This is a genomic window from Sphingomonas sp. A2-49, from assembly GCF_025548555.1.
Taxonomy (GTDB): Bacteria; Pseudomonadota; Alphaproteobacteria; order Sphingomonadales; family Sphingomonadaceae; genus Sphingomonas.
On record NZ_JAJLPA010000015.1, the window covers coordinates 47,676 to 66,906 of the forward strand.

At 70.2% G+C, this 19,231-nt stretch carries 20 protein-coding genes; 7 read left to right on the plus strand and 13 right to left on the minus strand.

Annotated elements, in window-relative coordinates:
• Positions 1–72: 72 nt before the first annotated feature.
• From LPN01_RS12500 to LPN01_RS12510, 3 genes are read right to left on the minus strand one after another with little or no spacing between them, the layout of a single operon-like run.
• Complete coding sequence (locus LPN01_RS12500; RefSeq protein ID WP_262828748.1) at positions 73–618, minus strand: SixA phosphatase family protein; 546 nt, start codon at positions 616–618, stop codon at positions 73–75.
• On the minus strand, positions 615–3,347 hold the full coding sequence (locus LPN01_RS12505; protein WP_262828749.1) for an ATP-dependent DNA helicase: 2,733 nt from the start codon (positions 3,345–3,347) through the stop codon (positions 615–617). Before LPN01_RS12505 ends, LPN01_RS12500 begins: the two co-directional genes overlap by 4 nt.
• 45 nt (positions 3,348–3,392) lie before the next feature.
• A complete protein-coding gene (locus LPN01_RS12510; protein WP_262828750.1) occupies positions 3,393–3,965 on the minus strand; it encodes a Uma2 family endonuclease in 573 nt (190 codons plus the stop codon).
• A gap of 55 nt (positions 3,966–4,020) precedes the next feature.
• Here LPN01_RS12510 and LPN01_RS12515 point away from each other — a divergent pair, with 55 nt between their 5' ends.
• Complete coding sequence (locus LPN01_RS12515) at positions 4,021–5,610, plus strand: lysine--tRNA ligase (protein WP_262828751.1); 1,590 nt, start codon at positions 4,021–4,023, stop codon at positions 5,608–5,610.
• 74 nt (positions 5,611–5,684) lie between these two features.
• Here LPN01_RS12515 and pheT read toward each other — a convergent pair whose 3' ends face one another.
• The 5 genes from pheT to rpmI form a co-directional block, all read right to left on the minus strand.
• Positions 5,685–8,057, minus strand: a complete 2,373-nt coding sequence (pheT, locus tag LPN01_RS12520; RefSeq protein WP_262828752.1) for a phenylalanine--tRNA ligase subunit beta — start codon at positions 8,055–8,057, stop codon at positions 5,685–5,687.
• Positions 8,054–9,148 (minus strand): phenylalanine--tRNA ligase subunit alpha, encoded by a 1,095-nt coding sequence (pheS, locus tag LPN01_RS12525; RefSeq protein ID WP_262828789.1) that lies wholly within the window; start codon positions 9,146–9,148, stop codon positions 8,054–8,056. The genes pheT and pheS overlap by 4 nt, the downstream gene beginning before the upstream one ends.
• 29 nt (positions 9,149–9,177) lie before the next feature.
• Positions 9,178–9,495: a GIY-YIG nuclease family protein gene (locus tag LPN01_RS12530; RefSeq protein ID WP_262828753.1), complete on the minus strand. Its 318-nt coding sequence runs from the start codon at positions 9,493–9,495 to the stop codon at positions 9,178–9,180.
• Between the two features lie 465 nt (positions 9,496–9,960).
• The gene (gene rplT / locus LPN01_RS12535; RefSeq protein WP_262828754.1) at positions 9,961–10,326 is read right to left on the minus strand and encodes a 50S ribosomal protein L20; all 366 of its coding nucleotides are present in this window, start codon (positions 10,324–10,326) and stop codon (positions 9,961–9,963) included.
• 12 nt (positions 10,327–10,338) lie between these two features.
• Positions 10,339–10,542: a 50S ribosomal protein L35 gene (rpmI, locus tag LPN01_RS12540; RefSeq protein ID WP_017977259.1), complete on the minus strand. Its 204-nt coding sequence runs from the start codon at positions 10,540–10,542 to the stop codon at positions 10,339–10,341.
• A 162-nt stretch (positions 10,543–10,704) separates the two neighbouring features.
• Here rpmI and LPN01_RS12545 point away from each other — a divergent pair, with 162 nt between their 5' ends.
• Positions 10,705–12,861 (plus strand): AsmA family protein, encoded by a 2,157-nt coding sequence (locus LPN01_RS12545; RefSeq protein ID WP_262828790.1) that lies wholly within the window; start codon positions 10,705–10,707, stop codon positions 12,859–12,861.
• 28 nt (positions 12,862–12,889) lie between these two features.
• On the opposite strand, the gene LPN01_RS12550 is transcribed toward LPN01_RS12545, so the two are convergent.
• Positions 12,890–13,702, minus strand: a complete 813-nt coding sequence (locus tag LPN01_RS12550; RefSeq protein WP_262828755.1) for an inositol monophosphatase family protein — start codon at positions 13,700–13,702, stop codon at positions 12,890–12,892.
• Between the two features lie 66 nt (positions 13,703–13,768).
• On the opposite strand from LPN01_RS12550, the gene LPN01_RS12555 reads away from it, so the two are divergent.
• Both LPN01_RS12555 and LPN01_RS12560 read left to right on the plus strand, forming a co-directional pair.
• Positions 13,769–14,299, plus strand: a complete 531-nt coding sequence (locus tag LPN01_RS12555; RefSeq protein WP_262828756.1) for a peroxiredoxin — start codon at positions 13,769–13,771, stop codon at positions 14,297–14,299.
• A 65-nt stretch (positions 14,300–14,364) separates the two neighbouring features.
• Positions 14,365–15,435 (plus strand): sensor domain-containing diguanylate cyclase, encoded by a 1,071-nt coding sequence (locus LPN01_RS12560; RefSeq protein WP_262828757.1) that lies wholly within the window; start codon positions 14,365–14,367, stop codon positions 15,433–15,435.
• A gap of 437 nt (positions 15,436–15,872) precedes the next feature.
• Here the strand turns inward: LPN01_RS12560 and LPN01_RS12565 are convergent, their stop codons facing one another.
• Both LPN01_RS12565 and LPN01_RS12570 read right to left on the minus strand, forming a co-directional pair.
• Positions 15,873–16,493, minus strand: a complete 621-nt coding sequence (locus LPN01_RS12565; RefSeq protein WP_262828758.1) for a YbhB/YbcL family Raf kinase inhibitor-like protein — start codon at positions 16,491–16,493, stop codon at positions 15,873–15,875.
• Between the two features lie 5 nt (positions 16,494–16,498).
• On the minus strand, positions 16,499–17,005 hold the full coding sequence (locus LPN01_RS12570; protein WP_262828759.1) for a hypothetical protein: 507 nt from the start codon (positions 17,003–17,005) through the stop codon (positions 16,499–16,501).
• Between the two features lie 41 nt (positions 17,006–17,046).
• Here LPN01_RS12570 and LPN01_RS12575 point away from each other — a divergent pair, with 41 nt between their 5' ends.
• A complete protein-coding gene (locus tag LPN01_RS12575; protein ID WP_262828760.1) occupies positions 17,047–17,469 on the plus strand; it encodes a DUF1810 domain-containing protein in 423 nt (140 codons plus the stop codon).
• A 7-nt stretch (positions 17,470–17,476) separates the two neighbouring features.
• On the opposite strand, the gene LPN01_RS12580 is transcribed toward LPN01_RS12575, so the two are convergent.
• Together LPN01_RS12580 and LPN01_RS12585 are read right to left on the minus strand one after the other, a co-directional pair.
• Positions 17,477–17,824: a tRNA-binding protein gene (locus LPN01_RS12580; RefSeq protein ID WP_262828761.1), complete on the minus strand. Its 348-nt coding sequence runs from the start codon at positions 17,822–17,824 to the stop codon at positions 17,477–17,479.
• Positions 17,811–18,485, minus strand: a complete 675-nt coding sequence (locus LPN01_RS12585; RefSeq protein WP_262828762.1) for a glutathione S-transferase family protein — start codon at positions 18,483–18,485, stop codon at positions 17,811–17,813. The genes LPN01_RS12580 and LPN01_RS12585 overlap by 14 nt, the downstream gene beginning before the upstream one ends.
• A 98-nt stretch (positions 18,486–18,583) precedes the next feature.
• Between LPN01_RS12585 and LPN01_RS12590 the strand changes: the two genes are divergently transcribed.
• Positions 18,584–18,838 (plus strand): type II toxin-antitoxin system VapB family antitoxin, encoded by a 255-nt coding sequence (locus LPN01_RS12590; RefSeq protein ID WP_262828763.1) that lies wholly within the window; start codon positions 18,584–18,586, stop codon positions 18,836–18,838.
• A complete protein-coding gene (locus LPN01_RS12595) occupies positions 18,835–19,227 on the plus strand; it encodes a type II toxin-antitoxin system VapC family toxin (protein WP_262828764.1) in 393 nt (130 codons plus the stop codon). The genes LPN01_RS12590 and LPN01_RS12595 overlap by 4 nt, the downstream gene beginning before the upstream one ends.
• Positions 19,228–19,231: the final 4 nt, after the last annotated feature.

A 19,231-nucleotide genomic window follows, 5' to 3' on the forward strand; every position in this document is an offset into this window, starting at 1 on the left:
GACGGTCCACCGGCGAGACCACGTCACCCCGGACGTTTTACGGGTGACGAGGACGGACGATCGCCGACAGCGCTAATCCTCGTCGGGGCCTAGGCTCGCGTCGAGATCGCGCGGGCGGACGTAGCGGGTCAGCGTCGCGCCGCCGGCCCCCGCTTCGTCCCAGCCCGCGATGTCCAGCGTCATTTCCGCCAGCGTCGCGGTCGGGTATTTCTGTTCGACGAGGCCGCGCAGGCCTTCGCCGCCGCCCGCCGCCGGCACCAGCATCAGCACCAGATCCTCCAGCCCCGGATTGTGCCCGACCATCAGCACCCGCGCGGCATCGCCGGGCAGGTCGTGGACGACATCGAGCAGCGTCGCGGCCGAAGCGAGATAGATGCGCCGTTCCCAGACCGGCGTCAGGGCGCGGCCGTAGCCCGCGCCGACCGCGTCCAGCGTCTCGCCGACGCGGATCGCGGGGGATGCGACGACATGGTCGAATTCCAGCCCCAGATCGCGCAGATGCCGCCCGACGGTCTGCGCCGCGCGCTTGCCCTTGCCGTTGAGCGGCCGGTCGAAATCGCGGGTCACGGGGTCGTCCCAGCCGGACTTTGCATGGCGCAGCAGCGTCAGCGTCTTCAACCGGCGTCTCCGTGATCGATCGCGAGGCGCGCGTCTTGCCCGATGTCGCCGTCCATGGAAAGCGGCGATGGCGCCAGCCGCGCCCGCACCCGCGCCACCGCCTCGTCCAGCGTCACCCGCGCGATGCCGACGCCGGGCGGAAAGGCGGTGAGGAGGCGCGACGGCATCGCCGCCGACAGCATGACGAAGGCGCCGCGATCGTCGGCGCGGCGGATCAGCCGGCCGAACGCCTGTGCCAGCCGCGCGCGGACGATGCGGTCGTCGTACGCGCCGCCGCCGCCCGCCAGCCGCCGCGCGGCGTGCAGCACGCTGGGCTTGGGCCAGGGCACGCCCTCCATCACCACCAGCCGCAGCGACCGTCCCGGCACGTCGACGCCGTCGCGCAGCGCGTCGGTGCCGAGCAGCGAGGCGGCGGGATCGTCGCGGAAGATGTCGACCAGCGTGCCGGTATCGATCGGGTCGACGTGCTGCGCGTGCAGCGGCAACCCCTCGCGCGCCAGCCGGTCGGCGATGCGGCCGTGGACGCCGCGCAGCCGCCGGATCGCGGTGAACAGCCCCAGCGTCCCCCCGCCGGCCGCGACGATCAGCCGCGCATAGGCGTTGGCGAGCGCGGGCAGGTCGCCGCGCTTGACGTCGGTGACGATCAGCACGTCGGACTGGCCGGGATAGTCGAACGGACTCTTCGCCTCGAACCGGGACGGCGCCCGCGCCAGATGCGGCGCGCCGACCCGCGCCTCCGCGCTGTCCCAGTCGCCGCCGCCGGTCAGCGTCGCCGAGGTGACGAGCGCGCCGTGCGCGGGTTTCAGCACCACCTCGGCAAAGGGGCGCGTCGGGTCGAGCCAGTGGCGGTGCAGGCCGATGTCGTATTCGCGCCCCTCGATCCGGTCGACCGCGAGCCAGTCGACGTGCGCCGGATCGACCGGCCCGCCGACGCGGGCGAGCAGCGACAGCCATGCCGCGACCGTCTCCGCCCGCCAGCCGATCGAGGCGATCGCCCCCTCGACACGGGCGCGGGCGGGCGCGTCCATCCAGTCCGGCGCCTCGGCCAGCACCGCCTCCAGCCGCCGGCCGAGCGTCACCAGCGGCCGCACCAGCGCATCGAGCGCGGCGGCGGCGGGCGCGGCGGCCTCGATCAGCTCAGGCGTCGGCTGGGCGAGTTCGGTTTCCAGTCCATAGCCGGCATCGCCCGGCTGTTCGGCGCGGGCGTAGGTGAGGCCGCGCACCGCGGCGAGCAGATGTTCGATCGGGCCGAACGGCGCGCCCTCGCCGATCCGCCCGAGCCAGCCGTCGCCGGCGAGGTGGCGCGCCGCCTCGACCGCGTCCTGGATCGCGACGCCGCCCTGCTCGTCGTAGCTCGCGACGTCGGACAGCCGCGCCTGCAACCCGCGCCGGCGCCCGCGACCGCCGCTTTCGGGCCCCAGGATCCAGCGCCGCAGCTCGATCGTCTCCTGTCCGGTCAACGCGGTGGCGAACATCGAATCGGCCGCCTCGAACAGGTGATGGCCCTCGTCGAAGACGTAGCGGGTCGGGCGCGTCGCGGTTTCGCGCCCGCGCGCGGCATTGACCATCACCAGCGCATGGTTGGCGATCACCACGTCCGCCTCCGCCGAGGCGCGGGCGGCGCGCTCGATGAAGCATTTCCGGTAATGCGGGCAGCCGGCATAGACGCATTCGCCGCGCCGGTCGGTCAGTGCAGTCGGGCCGTTGCGGCGGAACAGCGTCGGCAGCCAGCCCGGCAGGTCGCCGCCGACCATGTCGCCGTCGGCGCTGTACGCCGCCCAGCGCGCGACCAGTTGCGCCAGGATCGCGGCACGCCCGGCGAACCCGCCCTGCAACGCATCCTCGAGGTTGAGCAGGCACAGATAGTTCTCGCGGCCCTTGCGCGTGACCACCTTGTGCCGGCGCACCGCGGGATCGGGAAACAGCCGCTCCGTCTCCTTGGCGAGCTGGCGTTGCAGCGCCTTGGTATAGGTGCTGATCCACACCGCGCCGCCCGCCCGCTCCGCCCACAGCGAGGCGGGGGCGAGATAGCCCAGCGTCTTGCCGATGCCCGTCCCCGCCTCGGCAAGGACCAGGTTGGGCGCATCGCGCATCGCCCGCGGCGCGAACGCGTCGGTGGCGGCGACCGCGAAGGCGCGCTGGCCCAGCCGCTCCTCCGCGCCATGGCCGGTGAGGTCGGCGAGCCGCGCCTCGGCGTCGGCGGGCGGGATGACTGCGGTCAGCGGCGCGGGTCGCGGCGCCTGCTCCTCCCATTCCGGCAGGGTCGCGAACAGCCAGCGCTCGTTGACCTTTGGCCGGGCGAGCAGCGGCCCGATCGCGGGCGCCCACGGCCAGCGCAGCCGGCCGAGCGACTGCGCCGCGGTCCACGCCCCCTCGCGCTCCGGCCAGTCGCCCTCCGGCACCGCGAGCAGCGCCGCCGCCGCCTCGCGCAGGAAAGCGGCGACGTCCTCGTCCCGGTCCGGCGGCGACAGGTCGACCGCGCGCGCCAGCCCCTGCGGCGTCGGCACCGCAAAGCGCGCCGGATGCAGGAAGGCGAACAGTTCGAGCAGGTCCAGCCCCGACACCTCGGGATAGCCGAGCCGCTGGCCGACGAGCGGCGCGTTGAGCAGGATCACCGGCGTGTCCGCGGCGATACGGATCGCCTCGCCCCGTCCGATCGGCCGCGTACCCTCCGCCGTGGCGATCCAGATGCCGCCGTGGCTGGCGTGGAGGGCGGGATAGGGGATCACGCCGCACGCCTTAGCGTGGAACGAACCGAAAACGCCAGTGCCGGTTCAGAGGATTCCGGCGCCGTCGATGGCAAGCTCGGGCAGGGTGACGCTCGTCAACCGACCGGCGAGCGGCAGCGTATGGGATCGCGCGAACTCGCCGTCGGCCGCGTTCCAGAACTGGTGCACGACGCCCTCGGTCACATCGACCACCCAATATTCCGCGATGCCACCCGCGGCGTACAACCTCTGCTTGTCTCCGAGGTCGTAGCGGATGCTGCTGTCGGCGACCTCGACGACGAGCGCGACCGACGACGCCGGCATATAGCCCTCGCCCCTCGGTGCGTCCGTCACCACGATGTCGGGCTCCGGCGCATTGTGCGGTGGCAGCGCCAGCGTCACTTCGCTTTGCGCCGTGAAGCGCGAACCCATCGCCTCCAGCGCCATGCGCAGGCGATGGGTCAGTTCGTTCTTGGCGAAGGAGTGGGGGCGCTGTTGCGGGCTCATGTCCGTCACCGTCCCCTCGATCAGTTCGGCATGATGATAGCCCGCAAGCGCGCCCGCGGCGTGGAGCAGGGCAAAGTCGTCCACGGTCAGCTTGACCGGCCGGGGACCGTCGAAGGCGGACCGTTGGTTCATAGGACGTGTATAGCATTTGCGCTTCGCCGCGCGAAGCGGCAGATGCGCGCACATCATGACCGATACCGACCTGCGCTCCGCCGCCCTCGATTCCAAGGCCTGGCCCTATGAGGAGGCGCGCAAGCTGCTCAAGCGCTATCCCGACGGCAAGCCGGCGGTGGACGGGGCGCCCGCGCCGATCCTGTTCGAGACCGGCTATGGCCCGTCGGGCCTGCCGCACATCGGCACGTTCAACGAGGTGCTGCGCACGACGATGGTGCGCAACGCCTTCCACGCGCTGTCCGACCAGCCGACCCGGCTGATCGCGTTCAGCGACGACATGGACGGTCTGCGCAAGGTGCCCGACAACGTCCCCAACGGCGCCATGCTGCGCGAGCATCTCGGCAAGCCGCTGACGCGGATTCCCGATCCGTTCGGCAAGTTCGACAGCTTCGCCGCGCACAACAACGCGATGCTGCGGCAATTCCTGGACCGGTTCGGCTTCGACTACGACTTCGCCTCCTCCACCGATTATTACGAGGGCGGCCGGTTCGACGATGCGATCAGGAACGTGCTGCGCCACCATCAGGACATCCTCGACGTCATGCTGCCGACGCTGCGGGCCGAGCGGCGCGAAACCTATTCGCCGGTGCTGCCGGTCAGCCCCACCAGCGGCGTCGTGCTGCAGGTTCCGGTCGAGGTGGTCGACCCGCAAGCCGGCACGATCGCCTTCGTCGACGAGAGCGGCGAGCGCATCGTCCAGTCCGCGCTCGGCGGCCGCGCCAAGCTGCAATGGAAGGTCGACTGGGCGATGCGCTGGGTCGCGCTCGGCGTCGATTACGAGATGGCAGGCAAGGACCTGATCGATTCGGTCACGCAGAGTTCGCGGATCGCGCGCGTCCTCGGCGGGCGCCCGCCGGAAGGGTTCAATTACGAGATGTTCCTCGACGAGAAGGGCGAGAAGATCTCCAAGTCCAAGGGCAACGGCCTCAGCCTCGACCAATGGCTGACCTATGGGCCGGAGGAAAGCCTCGCCTTCTTCGCCTATCGCGAGCCCAGGAAGGCGAAGTCGCTGCACTTCGGCGTCATCCCGCGCGCAGTCGACGATTACTGGCAGTTCCGCGGCAACTACCCCGCGCAGGACGTCAAGCAACAGCTCGGCAATCCGGTGCACCATATCCACGACGGTGCGGTGCCGGCCGCGACGCTGCCGGTGACGTTCGGGCTGCTGCTCAACCTCGTCGGGGTTATGGGCGAGGCGACCAAGGCGCAGGTCTGGGGTTACCTGCGCAATTACGTGCCGGATGCGACGCCGGAGCGCGATCCCGAGCTCGACCGGCTGATCGGCTATGCGCTCGCCTATGCCCGCGATTTCGTCGCGCCGACGCTGAACCGCCGCGCGCCGCAGGGTGTCGAGGTCGCGGCGCTGCGCCGGCTCGACGCCGACCTCGCCGCATTGCCCGAGGGGGCGGGCGCGGAGGATATCCAGAACGTCGTCTACGAGATCGGCAAGACCGCCGGCTTCGACAGCCTGCGCGACTGGTTCAAGGCGCTGTACGAAACGCTGCTGGGGTCCGAACAGGGGCCGCGCATGGGCAGCTTCATCGCGCTGTATGGCATCGCCAACAGCCGTCGCCTGATCGCCGAGGCGCTCGCGAAGATCTAGCGCCGGGGCGCCCGGTCGCGCGCGAGCGTGCCCGGGGGTGACGGGATTGCGTTCCCGACACCCCCGGGCCGTCACTATCCGCGCAAGGTCGCGCCCTGTTTCGCTGCCGCGGCGACGACGCGGTCGGCGATGGCCTTCAGCGCGTCGTCGGTGAAGCTCTTCTCGCTCGGCTGGAGCGTCACCTCGACCGCGACCGACTTGCGGCCGTCCTCGACGCCGGCCCCGGTGAACACGTCGAACACGCGTGCGCCGGTGATCGCCGCCTTGTCGGCACTGCGCACGGCGCGCACCAGCGCATCGGCGCTGACGTCGGCGGGGACGAGGAAGGCGAAGTCGCGGCGGACCGACTGGAGTGCGGGCGGCGCGAAGGCGGGGCGCATGAAGCCGCCGCCCTTCGCCTCGCGCCGCATCGGCAGCGCATCCAGGTACAATTCGACCGCAGCGACCGCACCGTCGAGATCGAACGCCTTCAGCAGTGACGGATGCAACATGCCGAACCGCGCGAGCACGACCTTGGGCCCCAGCCGCAGCGTCCCGCTCTGGCCCGGATGCCAGGCATCGCCCGCATCGCCCATCACCTGAAGGTTGTCGACGGGCGCGCCGGCCGCGGCGAGCAGCGCCAATGCCTCCGCCTTGGCGTCGAACGCATCGAACGTCGCGCCCTTGCCCTCGCGCCAGCCGCGCTCGCGCCGGGTGCCGGCGAGCACCAGCCCCAGCGTCGCATGCTCGGCATCGGCGAGGTAGCGGCGGCCGATCTCGAACAGCCGCACCGCCGCGACGCCGCGCTTCAGGTTGCGCGCCGTCGCGGACAGCAGGCCCGGCAGCAACGACGGCCGCATCACCTTCAGGTCCTCGCTGATCGGATTGGCGAGGCTCCACGCCCCGCCGCCGAACGGCGCCGCCTGTGCCTCGGACAGGAAGCTCCACGTCACCGCCTCGTCGAGGCCGCGCGCGGCGGCGGCGCGGCGGACGCGGCGCTCGAGCTTCTGTTCGGGGGTCGCGGTCGGCCGGGCGACGCCGGGGGCGCGCGGCAGCGGCACCGGCGCGACCTTGTCGATCCCCTCGATCCGGATCACCTCCTCGACCAGGTCGGCGGCGCCGTCGACGTCGCGGCGCCAGCTCGGCACGGTGACGGTCCAGCCGTCATCGACGGCGAAGCCGAGCGATTCGAGGATCGCGCGCTGGCGATCGGCGGGAACGGACAGGCCGCCCAGCGTCTCCGCCCTCGCCGGATCGTAGGCGACGGTCCGCGGCGTCAGCGGCGGTTCCCCTGCGCGCGTGACCGGCGACGCGGTGCCGCCGCACAGGTCGAGCACCAGCCGTGTCGCGATCGCCAGCCCGTCGTCGAGGAACGCGGGATCGACGCCGCGTTCGAACCGCTGGCGCGCGTCGCTGGTCAGCATCAGCGCCTGCCCGGTGCGGGCGATGTGGTCGGGATCGAAGAAGGCGCATTTGATCAGCACGTCGGTGGTCGCCGCCGACACGCCCGAATGCTCGCCGCCCATGATGCCGCCGATGTCGTGTACCTGGCGCGCATCGGCGATGACGGTCATCGTCGGATCGAGCGTATAGGTCTTGCCGTTGAGCGCCAGCACCTGCTCGCCGGCCACCGCCTTGCGCGCGACCAGCGGTCCCTCGACATGCGCGCGATCGTAGACGTGCAGCGGCCGGCCGAGGTCGATCGAGACGTAGTTGGTGATGTCGACCAGCGCGCTGATCGGCTTCTGCCCGATCGCGGTCAGGCGGCGGCGCATCCATTCCGGCGCCTCGCCGTTGCGCACGCCGCCGACCGCCTGCGCGAAGAAGGCGGGGCAGCCGGCAGTATCGTCGGTGCGCGCGTCGGGCGCCGCGCCAGTGCCCGCGACGGGGGCGACCGCCAGCGGCTTGAGCGTGCCGAGACCGGCGGCGGCGAGATCGCGCGCGATTCCGCGCACGCCCATGCAATCCTGGCGATTGGGGGTGATGCTGACGTCGATCACCGCATCGTCGAGTCCGGCATAGTCGGGATAGGCGGTGCCCACCGGCGCGTCCGCGGGCAGTTCGATGATCCCGTCATGGTCCTCGCCAAGCTCCAGTTCGCGGGTCGAACACATCATGCCGTTCGATTCGACGCCGCGGATCGCCGCGACCTTCAGCGTCACGTCGAGCCCGGGGACATAGGCACCCGGCGGACCGAACACGCCGACCATGCCGGCGCGCGCGTTGGGCGCGCCGCAGACCACCTGCAACGGCCCGTCGCCGGCATCGACCGACAGGACCTGCAGCTTGTCCGCCTGCGGGTGGCGCTCGGCGGTCAGCACGCGCGCGACGCGGAACGCGCGCAGCGCGTCGCCGGGATTGTGGACGCCCTCCACCTCCAGCCCGATACGGGTCAGCGCATCGACGATGGCGTCGGGCGCGGCAGCGGTGGCGAGATGCTCGGCGAGCCAGGACAGGGTGAACTTCATGCGCCGACTCCTCCGGACAGCGTGGGGACATCGAGCGCCGAGAAGCCGTAATGCTTGAGCCAGCGGATATCGCCGTCGAAGAACGGCCGCAGGTCGTCCATGCCGTATTTCAGCATCGCCAGCCGGTCGATGCCGCAGCCGAAGGCAAAGCCCTGCCATTCCTCGGGATCGAGCCCGCAGGCGGCGATGACCTTGGGATGGACCATGCCGGAGCCGAGCACCTCCATCCAGCCGCCGCCCCCCGCGCCGCCGGGGTGGCCACCGATGACGCGCTTGCCCTTCTCGATCGTATAGCCGACGTCGACCTCCGCGGACGGCTCGGTGAACGGGAAATAGCTCGGGCGCAGGCGCAGGACGATGTCGTCGCGCTCGAAGAACGCCTTCAGGAACGTCTCCAGCGTCCATTTGAGGTGGCCGAGCGTGATGCCCTTGTCGATCACCAGCCCCTCGACCTGATGGAACATCGGCGTGTGGGTCGCGTCGCTGTCGGAGCGATAGGTGCGGCCGGGCGCGATGATGCGGATCGGCGGCGGCTGGTCCAGCATCGTGCGGATCTGGACGGGCGAGGTGTGCGTGCGCAGCAGCGAGAAGGTCGCGCGCTCGTCGAACGTGCCGCCCGCCTTCGCGTCCAGCCCCTGCTGGAGGTAGAAGGTGTCGTGCATCGCCCGCGCGGGGTGCGTTTCGGGAATGTTGAGCGCGGTGAAATTGTGCCAGTCGGTCTCGATCTCCGGCCCGGTGGCGACCGCGAAGCCGAGGTCGGCGAAGATCTCGGCGAGTTCGTCCATCACCTGGCTGACCGGGTGCACCGTCCCGGCGGTCGCCGCGCCCGCGGGCAGCGTCATGTCGAGCGTCTCGGTCGCGAGCCGCGCGTCGAGCGCGGTGCGCTCCAGCACGGTCCTGCGCGCGGCGATCGCGCCGGCGACCGCTTCGCGCAGGCCGTTGATCCGCGGGCCGGCGGTCTGGCGCTCGTCGGGGCTCATCCGCCCCAGCGTCTTGAGCAGCTGCGTGACGCTGCCCTGCTTGCCGAGCGCGTCGACGCGCACCGCCTCGAGCGCATCGAGCCCGGTCGCGGCATCGATCGCGGTCAGCATGTGGTCGCGCAGGGTATCGAGGTCTTCGGTCACGTATCGCTCTCTTTCAGGGGCGGCAGGCCGAGGCCGGTCGCAAGATCATCCCAGCCGGGATTATGGTCCTCGATCAGTCGCAGCTTCCAGTCGCGACGCCATTTCTTCAATTGCTTCTCACGCCGGATCGCGGCGTCCATCGTGTCCGCGACGTCGTACCAGACCAGACGGTGAACGCCGTAGCGGCAGGTGAACCCCGGGATCAATCCTTCGCGATGCTGGATCAACCGGCCGAGAAGGTTCGAGGTGACGCCGATGTAGAGCGTTCCGCAGCGTCCGCTGGCAAGGATGTAGACGCACGGTATCCACTCCATTCCTGTCCCCCCCCTCATGCCCTCGGGAGCGCCGTCCCGCACCGCTGCTGCCTAAACACCCTTCCGTCATTCCCGCGAAGGCGGGAATCCATACGCGCAGACCTCGGCGCGTCTAGCAACGACAGCGGCGTTTATGGATTCCCGCCTTCGCGGGAATGACGATGGGGGTAGGAAGGTCGGCCTGCCCGTCACCTGAGCGCTTCGCGTAAGGCCACGACACGCACATTGCGAGTCCGGACCGGCAGGAAAGAGGCCTGCTCATTCCCCGACACCCTTCGTCACCCCCGCGAAGGCAGGGGTCCATATGTGCCGACCTCCGCGCTTCCAGCCGCGACGTCAGCGTCCATGGATCCCGGCGTTCGCCGGGATGACGGACAGGGGGAGCCGTCCCCCGGCGCGCCAAACGAAAAAGGCGCCGGTGGTTGCCCACCGACGCCCCTCGTCTCGTCGCTGCGTGCAGGCGCCTCAGGCGGCCTGGGGCAGTGCCGCCTTCGCCTGCGCGATGATCGCGCTGAAGGCGGCGCCTTCGTGCATCGCGATGTCGGCCAGGACCTTCCGGTCGAGCTCGACACCGGCCAGCTTCAGGCCGTGCATGAACTGCGAATAGGTCAGGCCCTCGGCGCGGACGCCGGCGTTGATGCGCTGGATCCACAGGCCGCGGAAGGTCCGCTTCTTGACCTTGCGATCGCGGTACGCATACTGGCCGGCCTTTTCGACGGCCTGACGCGCAATGCGGATCGTGTTCTTGCGGCGGCCGTAATAGCCCTTGGCCTGGACCAGGATCCGCTTGTGCTTGGCGCGGGTGGTTACACCCCTCTTGACGCGTGCCATGTCCCGTTATCCTTACTTGAGGCCGTACGGCGCCCAGGCCTTCACCGTGGCGGTGTCGGCCTTCGACAGCACCTTGGTGCCGCGGTTCTGGCGGATGTACTTGCTGTTGTGGCTAATCAGGCGGTGGCGCTTGCCGGCGACGCCGTGCTTCAGCAAACCGCTGGCGGTGAGCTTGAAGCGCTTCTTGACGCCGCTCTTGGTCTTGAGCTTGGGCATTTTGGTCCTTTCGCTGTGAGCATGGCATGGACAGCCGCGGCAGCCCTTGATGGCCGGGCAGTCCTGTAGCGCCTCGCTCGGGAAGCGGGGCCCATAGCGGCACCGGCCGGGAAACGCAACCGATGCGGAACCGGAACGAGCGCTGGCGCGCTGTTGCCGCCGATGGACATGCCCAACCCCGCCCCGGCGTCGCCCGATGCGCCGACCGACACGCCGGCCGCGGCGGCGACGGTCGCGGCACCGGCACGCCGCCACCGGAGCTGGCGAATCGCGCGCAACGTCGTGCTGGCGCTGCTCGGCGTGGTCGTCGCCATCTGGCTGGTGCTCTACATCACCAAGGGCCGGTTCCTGAAACACCCCTTCGAGCGGTTCGTCGGTGGCCAGACGCATCGCCCGGTGACCGTCGCGGGCGATTTCCAGCTCTATTTCGCGCCGTTCCGCATCAAGTTCCTCGCCGAACGGATGACGATCGCCAATCCGGGCTGGGCGACCCGCCCCTACCTGTTCCAGGCGGAGCGGATCGACACGCGGATCGCGCCGCTGTCGCTGATCTGGGGCAAGCGGCACCTGTACTGGCTCGACCTGACGAACGGCGCGGTCGACCTGGAATGGAATGCGGCGCACGATGCCAACACCTGGACGTTCAGCACCGCCAAGGGCGGCAAGCCGCTGGACTTTCCACGCATCGACACAGCCACCGTCCGCGGCACGACCGTTCGCTATCGCGACCCGCGGATGCAGTTGCTCGCCGACCTGAAGGTCGCCGACATCCTGTCGTCCAACGCCCGCATCGGCAAGGCCGTCGGCGTCGACGGGACCGGCACGATCCGCGCCACGCCGTTCCGCGTCGCCGCACGGCTGCTCGCCCCCGACGCCACCGTGAACCGCGGCAGGAACGAGCTCGTGCTGCGCGCCTGGGCGGCGCACAACGTCGTCGACGTCTCGGGCACGCTGCCGTCGATCGCGGGGGTCGAGGGCGTCCCGCTCCAGACCCGCGCACGCGGGCGCAACCTTGCCGAGCTGCTGGGCATCATCGGCGTCGTCATCCCGCAGACGCGCGACTACCGCCTGACGGCGCAGATGGTGCAGCAGGGGCAGGTCTATACCTTCACGCGCATGCGCGGCATCGTCGGCGCGAGCGACGTCGCGGGGACGCTGACCGTCACCAACGGCACGCGCATCCACCTCGATTCGCAGCTGCGCACCAAGACGCTCGACATCATCGACGCCGCGCCGTTCATCGGCTTCAACCCGGATATCGTCGCATCGCGGGGCGCGCTCGCCGCCGCCGCCGCGACGGGTGCGCCGCCGCAGGCGATCATGCCCGATGCCGAGCTGCCCATCGCGACGATGCAGCGGTTCGACGCCGACCTCAAATGGACGATCGGCAGCGTGCGCTCGCGCAACCTGCCGATCAGCGACATCGACCTGACGCTCGACCTCGAACGCGGGCGGCTGGCGCTGTCGCCGCTCAGCTTCGCGATGGCGCGCGGCAACGTGGCGTCGGACGTGATCTTCGACACGCGCCAGCGGCCCTCCGCGGTCAGCTACGACATCCGGCTGGCGCCGACGCCGCTCGGCCGGCTGCTCGCCGGCTATGGCGTCGCCGAGGCGGGGACGACGGGCACGGTAAAGGGGCGCATCCGGCTGGAGGGACGCGGCGATTCGATCCACGATTCGCTCAGCACCGCGCACGGCCGGCTGGCGTTCGTCATCCCGCAGGGCCAGCTGTGGACCCGCAACGTCCAGCTCGCCGAGCTCGACCTCGGCACGTTCGTGCAGAAGATGTTCGAGGACAAGCTGAAGAAGCCGGTCGAGCTCAATTGCGGACTGGTCGCGTTCACGGTGCGCAACGGCGTCGCGGCGGCGGACCCGATCCTGTTCGACACGACCAAGAACGTCATCGTCGGCCGCGGCGGGTTCAGCTTCCGTACCGAGGCGCTCGACCTCGCCTTCCGCGCGGACGGCAAGAAGTTCAGCCTGTTCTCCGGCCAGTCGCCGGTCGGGGTCGGCGGGCATTTCGCGGCGCCGAAACTCGACGTCATCAGCGACCAGCTGCTCGGCCGGGCCGGCGCGGGCCTGGGCCTCGCGATCGTGGCGACGCCGCTCGCTGGCGTGCTGGCGTTCGTCGACATCGGCGACGCCAAGTCCGCGGCCTGCGGCCCCGTCCTCGCCGGCGCCACCGCGAAGGCACAGCGCACCACCCGGGGGCAGCCCCGCGACGACGTCGGCCGCGGCACGACCGCGAAGGAAGAGAACGGCAAGGGCTCGGCGGGCGAGAAGAAGGACCAGCGCAAGAAGTTCCTGGGCATCTTCTGACGCGCCGGGAGCGCTGCCCCGGCGACGTTCAGTGCGCGTGTCCTCCGGGTGCGGAGCGGATCGCCTCCAGCACGTCGTCGGTGCGGGCGGGGTCGCCGATCGCCAGCACATGGCCCGCGCTCGCCGCGGTCAGCGGATCGCCGTTCCAGTCGCACATCCGCCCGCCCGCGCCCTCCACCACCGGCACCAGCGCGGCGAAATCGTACAATTGCAGCCCCGATTCGGCGACGATGTCGAGGTGGCCGCTCGCGAGCAGGCCGTAATTGTAGCAATCGCCGCCATAGACCGGCCCCTGCCGCGTGTGCCCGCCCGACGCGGCGGCGACCAGCGCCATGTAATGCGGCACGTCGCCGTCGGCGAACAGGTGCGGGCTGGTCGTGGCGAGGATCGCGCCCTCCAGCGCCGCGCAGGTGCGCGTGCGGGTCGGCCGGCCGTTGAACGTCGTCGGCCGCCCCGCGACGCCCAGCCAGCGTTCGCGCTGCACCGGCTGATCGATGATGCCGAGCAGCGGCCAGCCGTCCTCGACCAGCGCGATCAGCGTGCCGAAGATCGCGCGGCCGACGGTGAAGCTGCGCGTGCCGTCGATCGGGTCGAGCACCCATTGCCGCCCGGTGACGCCGGGCTTCTCGCCATATTCCTCACCGATCACGCCGTCGCCCGGCGCCTCGGCATCGAGCAGCTTGCGCATCGCTGCCTCCGCCTCGCGATCGGCACGGGTGACGGGGGAATGGTCGTCCTTGTATTCGACCCCGTGCTCGCTGCGGAAATAGGGGCGGATCGCGGCACCGGCGGCATCGGCGAGGCGACCGGCGAGCGTGATATCGGCTGATGTGATCGGCATGCCCGCCCGCCCTATCGCGCTCCTTCCCGGCGCGCTAGGGTGCGTCAACTTCGAGAGGATATGTCGATGCGCCTGATTTCCGCCTTCGCCGCCGTCGCCCTGGTCGCCGCCCCGGCCGCCGCCGCCGGCCTCGCCGTGGGCGCCAAGGCGCCGACCTTCGCCACGCGCGGCGCGGTCGCCGGCAACGTCGTCGCGATCGACCTGGCGCAGCAGTTGAAGAAGGGGCCGGTCGTGCTGTATTTCTTCCCCGCCGCGTTCACCGGCGGCTGCAACGCCGAAGCGCATGCCTTTGCCGAGGCGATCCCCGACTTCCAGAAGGCCGGCGCGACGGTGATCGGCATGTCCGCCGACGACGTTCCCACGCTCCAGCGTTTCTCGGCGGAAAAGTGCGCGGGCAAGTTCGCGGTGGCGAGCGCCGGGCCGGCGGTCATCAAGAACTACGACGTCGCGCTCAACGCCGGCGGGCGTGCGCTGACCAAGCGGACCAGCTACGTCATCGGCCAGGACGGCCGGATCGCCTTCGTCCACGACGACATGAATCCGACGCAGCACGTCGCGCTGACGCTCGCGGCGGTTCGCAAGCTTCACCATAGCTGACCGAAGCGCAACGCTCCGCTAACCAATGCGCGCCTAGAAGCGTTGCGGGTTTTCGAGGGTGCAAGATGGGCGGGCCGTTCGCAGCAAGGAAGGACGACAGGGGGGACCTCTTCTCCCAGGTCGGCGCATTCCTCGCCGCGCAGGGCCTGAGCCCGGAACCCGCGCATTACAGCTTCGCCTATGATGTCATCGCCAATCCCGGCGGTCCGATCGCGCGCGCGGTCGCGCGGCTGACCGACGGCGGCGTCCGCCTCAGCCGGTCCGATATCGAGGCGCTGGGCGGCAGCGTCGCCGCCGGTCCGCCACCGCTGCCCGCCGATTCCGCCCCGCAGCGACAGGCGGAGCACGACCGCGCGACGCGCGTCGAGGATGCCGCGATCCGGCTGGTCGCCGACACGCAGGCACAGGTCGACGATTTCGCCACGATGATGCGCACGATGCAGGACGAGACGCGCGGGTTCGGACGCGACCTGGCGCACAGCGCCGCGCGCATGGAGCATGTGGCGCCGGCGGCGGGCGCGGTGGCCGGGCTCGACGAGATCGCGCGGATCACCGGCACGATGCTGACCCGCATCCGCGATGCGGAGGTGCGGCTGGCGCAGGCCACCGACGAAACCGAGGCGCTGCGCGTCAAGCTGGCTGAGGCGAACGACACCGCCCGCCGCGACGCGCTGACCGGCCTGCCCAACCGCCGCGCGTTCGACGAGGCGTTCGCCAGGCGGCGCGACCGCGACGGCCCGTTCTGCCTCGCGATCTGCGATATCGACCGGTTCAAGCGGATCAACGACGCGCACGGCCACCAGATCGGCGACCGGGTGCTGAGCGCGGTCGGCCGCACGCTCGCCGACGAATGCCACGGGCAGCTCGTCGTGCGCCACGGCGGCGAGGAATTCGCCGTGCTGCTGCGCGGCGTCGCGCTCGCCGATGCCGCCAGCCATCTCGACGGGGTGCGCGACGCGATCGCGAACAAGCGCTTCCGGCTGCGCGAGAGCGACACGCCGATCGGCCAGGTGACGCTGTCGATCGGGGTGACCGCGGTGCAGACGGCGGAAGACATCGCCGCCGCGTTCGCGCGCGCGGACCGGCTGCTCTATACCGCCAAGGCGGACGGGCGCGACCGGGTCTGCGCCGCCTGAATCTGGCGTGCATTGCGCCAGGGAGTTGGCGCAAAATCCCAATTCGACATGGGCTACCGGCGTTTTCCGTGATATTTCAGTGGTTTGAAGAAACTGGCACGGCGTCTGCAATGCCCTTTGCATCGGCAGCGAACGGTTCGCTCCGACCGATCAAAGGGATCCACATCATGTTTCTTCGCTTCGAAATCGCCCAGCGCGCCGCCTTCTCGGTCATCGCCGCCCTCGCCTTCGCGACGCTCGCCGTCAGCGCCGCCGTCCCTGTCGTCCCGATCGCCTGAACCGCGACCGTCACGGAGCCATGCCCATGTACCGCAGTCTGTTCGTCGGTCTCGCCTCGTTCGCGACCACCATTCTCGTCCTCGCCAGCCAGGGCGGCGTGACCGCCGGCTGAGCGCGCGCGGAGCGGGACAGGCCCGGCAGCACGCCGGGCCGCCCCCTCACCCCGCCACCACCGCACCCACCCGTCCGACCGGTGCCGCCTCGCCCCGGCTGTAGGTGCCGATCAGCACCCCCGCGGCGAGCACATGCCCCGCCATCGCCTCGATCACCGCAGACCGTCCCGGCGTCGCGCCCGGATCCCCCGCGCCCGCGCCCAGCGCGAACAGCTGGAAGACGTAACGATGGCTGCCGTGTCCGGTCGGCGGATCGGGTGGCAGCCAGCCTTCGCGGAAATAGGAATTGCGCCCGACATCGCGCTCCGCGTCGCCATCGCCGTCGCCGACGATCGCGCCCTCGACCAGACGCCCGGCATCGGCGGGGATGTTCCAGACCACGGCATGCACCAGCGGCTGCGGCGCCGGCGCGTCGGCATCCTCGACCAGCAACGCCAGCCGCGCCGTGCCTTCGGGCGGCATCCCCCAGACGAGCGGCGGCGACACGCCGTCACCATCCGCCGTGAACCGCTCGGGCAGACGGGCGCCGTCACCGAATGCAGGGCTCGACAGGGCGAGCGACGGCAGGCCGGCATCGGGTGCGGCGCGGACGATCGCCAGCTTTTCCATGCCGGCGCGGACGTCGCCAAGGGCCTTGCCCAGCCAGGCGGGGATATGTTCGAGCATCGCGGTTACTCCTGGGGACAATCGCCGGGACGGATCTTCGGCGCCGAACCGGCGGCATACCAGCGGCTGGTCGCGCCCATGGTCGCGGCATCGTGGTGGCATGCCTCGCCCCGCGTACCGTCGGGCGCGACGAGGAACGTCCAGTCGGCATCGCCGCAATTATGCGGTTCACAGCCATGCGCGGCGATCCGCCCGTCCTTCGTCTGCCAGATCGGCACCGTCACCGCATCGCGACCGGTGAAGCGATGACGCAGTTTGTCGTCGCCCACCGCGTCGATCAGCGCGCGCGACACCTCGGTCCGGTCGTAGAATCCGACGCCATCGACGGCGTCGGTCGGATAGCGCCCGACATAGGCGGTGATCGTATTGCTGTGCGCCTGTCCCGCGATCGGCGTCGGCGCCTGCGTCGGCGGCGGCACGAACCCCGCCGCGGCGGCATTGTCCGCGGGCTTGTCGGCGTTGCTGCCGCATGCGGCGAGCATCAGGAGCGGAACGAGGGACAGACGGTGCATGGCGGTGGAACGCGGCGAGCCGCCCGGCGGTTGCCTGTGCGATGGCGCACGATCTCGACCGCTTCGTTTCGGCACAGGCCGCATCCCATGCGCAGGCACTCGCCGAACTGCGCAGCGGCCGCAAGACCGGGCACTGGATGTGGTTCGTCTTTCCGCAGATCGCAGGGCTGGGCCACAGCGCGATGGCGCGGACCTATGCGATCGCCGACTTGGCGGAGGCGCGCGCCTATCTCGCGCATCCGGTGCTGGGACCGCGGCTGATCGCCGCCACCGCGGCCGCGGTCGCCGCCGCGGGCGACGCGGAGGCGATCTTCGGCCCGGTGGATGCGATGAAGCTGCGCTCGTCGATGACGCTGTTCGCCGCCGCCGCCGACGACGACGACGCGCCGTTCGTCGCAGCGCTGGCGCGATTCTTCGCCGGGATCCGCGATCCGGCGACGATCGCGCTGCTCGACGCGCGCTAGGCTGGCGTCAGAACAGCCTGCCGCCGTCCGGCACCGCATGGCCCGGGCCGATCAGCACCACCTTGCCCTGCGGATCGGGGAAGCCGAGCGTCAGCACCTGTGACATGAACGGCCCGATCTGGCGCGGCGGAAAGTTGACCACCGCCGCGACCTGCCTGCCGATCAGCGATTCCGGCGTGTAGTGATCGGTGATCTGCGCCGAGGAGGTCTTCACGCCGATCTCCGCGCCGAAATCGATGCGCAGCTTGATCGCCGGCTTGCGCGCTTCGGGAAAGGGCGATGCCGACATGATCGTGCCGACGCGGATGTCGACCCGCTCGAAATCGGCGAAGGCGATGGGATCAGAAGTCGACATTGTCGTAATGCGACGGCGGCGCGATCATCTCCATCCGCTCGGACAGCAACGGGCGGAAGCTCGGCCGGCTCTTGAAACCGCGATACCAGCGTGCGGTCTGGTCGTGCCCCTTCCAGTCGATGCCGCCGAGATAGTCCGCGACCGAGATCTGCGCCGCCGCGGCGAGATCGGCGAGGCTCATCGTCGCGCCGCCCAGCCAGTTGCGGTGATCGAGCAGATAGTCGGTATAGTCGAGGTGGCTGACCGCCGCCTTCATCGCCTCGCGCAGGCCCTTGGCGTCGGGCGCGGCGCGGTGCGCGATGCGCTTGACGACGCGCTCGTGGAGCAGCGGCCCGGTGACGTCGCGGTAGAAATGCGTGTCGAACCACGTCACCAGCCGGCGGATCTCGGCACGGTTGGCCGCGGTGCCGTTGATCGTCGCCGCCTTGTCGACCGTCTCCTCGAAATATTCGCAGATCGCCATCGAATCGATCAGCGGCGCGCCCGCGCGCGAGGCATCGACCATCACCGGCGTTTCCCCGGCAGGATTCATATCCATGAATTCGTCGCGGCGATCCCAGGGCGATTCGCGGACCAGTTCGTACCCGATGCCCTTCTCACCGAGCAGCAGGCGCACCTTGCGGCTGAACGGACACAGGGGGAATTGGTAAAGCTGCCACATTAGGCACCTGTAGGGCATCGGCGGGGGGAAGGTGAAGCCGTTGCGTTCGGTATGGGCTTTCTATAAATTGACGTTGGGTTTTATAGAAAGCGCCAGCCGTGGGCATCAGCATCAAGCATGACGGGGTCGAGGAGATGATCCGGCGCATGGCCCGCTACCGCTCATCCTCGTTGATCGACGCGATCGAGATCGCCATGCGACGGGATTTCGAACGCGAGGGGATCGCGACGATCCCGGAGGATTACGACGAACGGGTGCGGCTCGCGCAGGCGATCGTCGCCAATGCGCCGGTCCTCGACGACCGGACCCCCGACGAGATCTTGGGCTACGACGAAAACGGCCTGCCGAATTGATCGCAATCGACTCGTCCGCGATCGTCGCGATCGCCGGAGGGGAACCGGACGCCGATCGATTTCGCGCTGCGATCAAGGCCAGCCCCCACCATCTGATCGGTGCGCCGACGCTGTTCGAGATGCGGATCGTCCTCACCGCACGACTGGGCGCGGACATCGCGGCGCAAACGCTGACACTCCTCGTTCCGGAACGCTGCCGCATCATTGCGTTCGACGAAGCCCATTTCGCCGCCGCGACCGCGGCCTTCGACCGCTTCGGCAAAGGCCGGCATCCCGCGTCGCTGAACTATGGCGACTGCATGGCCTATGCCGTCGCGCGCGTGGCGGGATGTCCCCTGCTCTACAAGGGCGAGGATTTCGCGCGGACCGACATCCGGTCCGCGCTCTGATCCG